Below are 2,682 nucleotides of genomic sequence, written 5' to 3'. Positions count from 1 at the left end.
GTCCAAGCACACCTGCTCGAACTCCTCGGCATCGACGAAACCCGACCCCGCTGGCTGGAGACCTAAAACCCCATGTGCGAAGCGCGGGGCTAGGCCGCAGTGACCGGTTGCCCCGGTACGGCCGGCAGCCAGTCGGCGAGCTCCCGGGCCTCCGAGCCGCGCAGGCCGAGCGCCAGCATCAGGGTGGCCTGTGGCGTCGGCACGAACGGACGCCGCAGCAGCTTCATCCCGGCCTGCTCCGGCGTCCGGTCGGCCTTGCGCTGGTTGTCCTCCGCGCACGCGGCCACGGTGTTCAGCCAGCTGTCCTCGCCACCGCGCGACCTGGGCTGCAGGTGGTCCACCGTGGTGGCCCGGCGCCCGCAGTACGCGCACAGGTGCTGGTCCCGGGCCAGGACCCCCCGCCTCGACCACGGGGCCTGTTGTCGGAACGGCACCCGTACGTACCTCTGCAGTCTGATCACCCGTGGCACCGGAACGGCCACGCCCGTCCCCCGGATCGAGCGCAGCGGGTGCGCCTGCTCCACCACCGCCTTGTCCTGGAGCACCAGGACGACGGCGCGCTGGAGCGACACCGTCGTCAGGGGCTCGTAGCTCGCGTTCAGAACCAGCGTGTTGCGCACTCGGCACACCCTTCCCACGGGCGTGCCACGGCGGCACGACCGTCTCCACACACGTCACTGCCGCCGCACGGCGGTGAAACCACTCTGAATGGGCCCGCAGCCGACTAACAACGGAATTTCCGGTGTCGCGGAGGAGCCCGGGGAGCGGTGCCGCCGGCCCGGCCCGGTGCGGCCCGGTGCGCTCCCCGGTGCCTCGGGGAAAACTCGCTGGCCGGAACCGCGTAGGCTCTATCAGGCTGGAGTCGTACCGACCCGGGGCCCCACCGAACCGGGCCGACAGCGGGCGGACGCCCGATCGAAGGAGAAGCGTGACCGTGACGGACATCGTCGACGAGCTGCGGTGGCGTGGGCTGATCGCCCTGTCCACCGACGAGGACGCACTGCGCAAGGCGTTCGCGGACGGCCCGGTCACGTTCTATTGCGGCTTCGACCCGACGGCCCCCAGCCTGCACCTCGGCAACCTGGTGCAGATCCTCACCATGCGCCGCATCCAGCAGGCGGGGAACCTCCCGCTCGGCCTGGTCGGCGGTGCCACGGGCCTGATCGGCGACCCGAAGCCCACCGCCGAGCGCGTGCTCAACGACCCCGAGACGGTGGCCGGCTGGGTCGAGCGCCTGCGCGGGCAGGTCTCGCGGTTCCTCGACTTCGAGGGCCCGTACGCGGCGCGCATGGTCAACAACCTGGACTGGACCTCCGGGATGTCGGCGATCAGCCTGCTGCGCGACGTGGGCAAGTACTTCCGCGTCAACAACATGATCGCCAAGGAGGCCGTCGCCCGACGGCTCAACTCCGACGCGGGCATCAGCTACACCGAGTTCAGCTACCAGATCCTCCAGGGCATGGACTACCTGGAGCTGAACCGCCGCTACGGCTGCACCCTGCAGACCGGCGGCAGCGACCAGTGGGGCAATCTCACCGCCGGTACGGACCTGATCCGCAAGGCCGACGGCAAGTCCGTGCACGCGCTGGCCACGCCGCTGATCGTCAAGGCCGACGGCACCAAGTTCGGCAAGACGGAGTCCGGCACGGTCTGGCTCGACCCCGAGCTGACCACCCCGTACGCCTTCTACCAGTTCTGGCTGAACGCGGACGACCGGGACGTCTCCAACTTCCTGCGGATCTTCAGCTTCCGCTCGAAGGAGGAGATCGAGGAGCTCGAGCGCGAGACCGCCGAGCGCCCCGCCGCCCGCCTCGCCCAGCGCGCCCTGGCCGAGGAGCTGACCACGCTGGTGCACGGCGCCGAGCAGTACGAGCGTGCGGTCGCCGCGTCCAAGGCGCTGTTCGGGCAGGGCGACCTGGCCGACCTGGAGGCCCCGACCCTGGCCGCGGCCCTGGCCGAGGTCCCGAAGGCCGAGGTCGCCGAACTCCAGCCGGTGGTCGACCTGTTGGTCGCCGTCGGCCTGGCGCCGAGCCGCTCGGCCGCCCGCCGGACGATCAAGGAGGGCGGCGCCTACCTCAACAACGTCAAGGTGACGGACGAGGAAGCGGTGCCGACCGAGGCCGACCTGCTGCACGGCCGCTGGCTGGTGCTGCGCCGTGGCAAGCGCAACCTGGCGGCGGCGGAACTGGTCCCGGCCGGCTGATCGGCCTGCCGACCTGTCTGCTGGCCTGTCAGCCGACCTGTCAGTTGATCGACTGGCTTGAAGCACACCCACTCTGAGCTGCGGCTTTGAGCCCCGAGGGTCGGATCTGGACAGATCCGGCCCTCGACGTTTGACGATGTCCTCCAGGTGGCCTAGTGTTGAACGAGTCGCTGGAGCGGCCACCCCACTCAGCAGGACCCACTCTCACACCTCGAAGCCCATTCGGTTGGGTCTCTCGGCGTTGCCGTTGACAGGTGTGAGCGTGAATTTCGAGTAACTCTCGAAATGCGCTAACGTGGTGGTCGTCGCAGAAAGCGGCCCCGGCCGGTTCGGGAAATTGGATGAGTGAAACTCCGGAAAGCGGAGCGGAAAACATCTGATAAACTGGAAACACGAAAGAACGAAGCGCCCGGAGGGCCCGCTGGAAGGCGGTCCGAAGGAAGCGTCCGTTCCTTGAGAACTCAACAGCGTGCCAAAAG

3 protein-coding genes are annotated in these 2,682 nt (G+C 69.0%); 1 reads left to right on the top strand and 2 read right to left on the bottom strand.

Annotation, left to right across the window (positions count from 1 at the left end; translation table 11 throughout):
* Positions 1-89: 89 nt before the first annotated feature.
* Positions 90-620, bottom strand: coding sequence for an HNH endonuclease (locus tag ACWCYO_RS40555; RefSeq protein ID WP_270143026.1), 531 nt, complete (start codon positions 618-620; stop codon positions 90-92).
* A 314-nt stretch (positions 621-934) separates the two neighbouring features.
* Between ACWCYO_RS40555 and tyrS the strand changes: the two genes are divergently transcribed.
* Positions 935-2,203 carry a tyrosine--tRNA ligase gene (tyrS, locus tag ACWCYO_RS40550; protein WP_270150923.1) on the top strand — a complete coding sequence of 423 codons (1,269 nt, stop codon included), beginning with the start codon at positions 935-937 and terminating at the stop codon, positions 2,201-2,203.
* A 204-nt stretch (positions 2,204-2,407) separates the two neighbouring features.
* On the opposite strand, the gene ACWCYO_RS40545 is transcribed toward tyrS, so the two are convergent.
* The coding region (locus ACWCYO_RS40545; protein ID WP_449787036.1) for a hypothetical protein at positions 2,408-2,682 on the bottom strand (275 nt) is incomplete at its 5' end.

The organism is Kitasatospora sp. NPDC001683, assembly GCF_053596495.1.
Note: the sequence above shows the minus strand (reverse complement) of the source record. Positions and strands in the feature narration are given on the sequence as shown.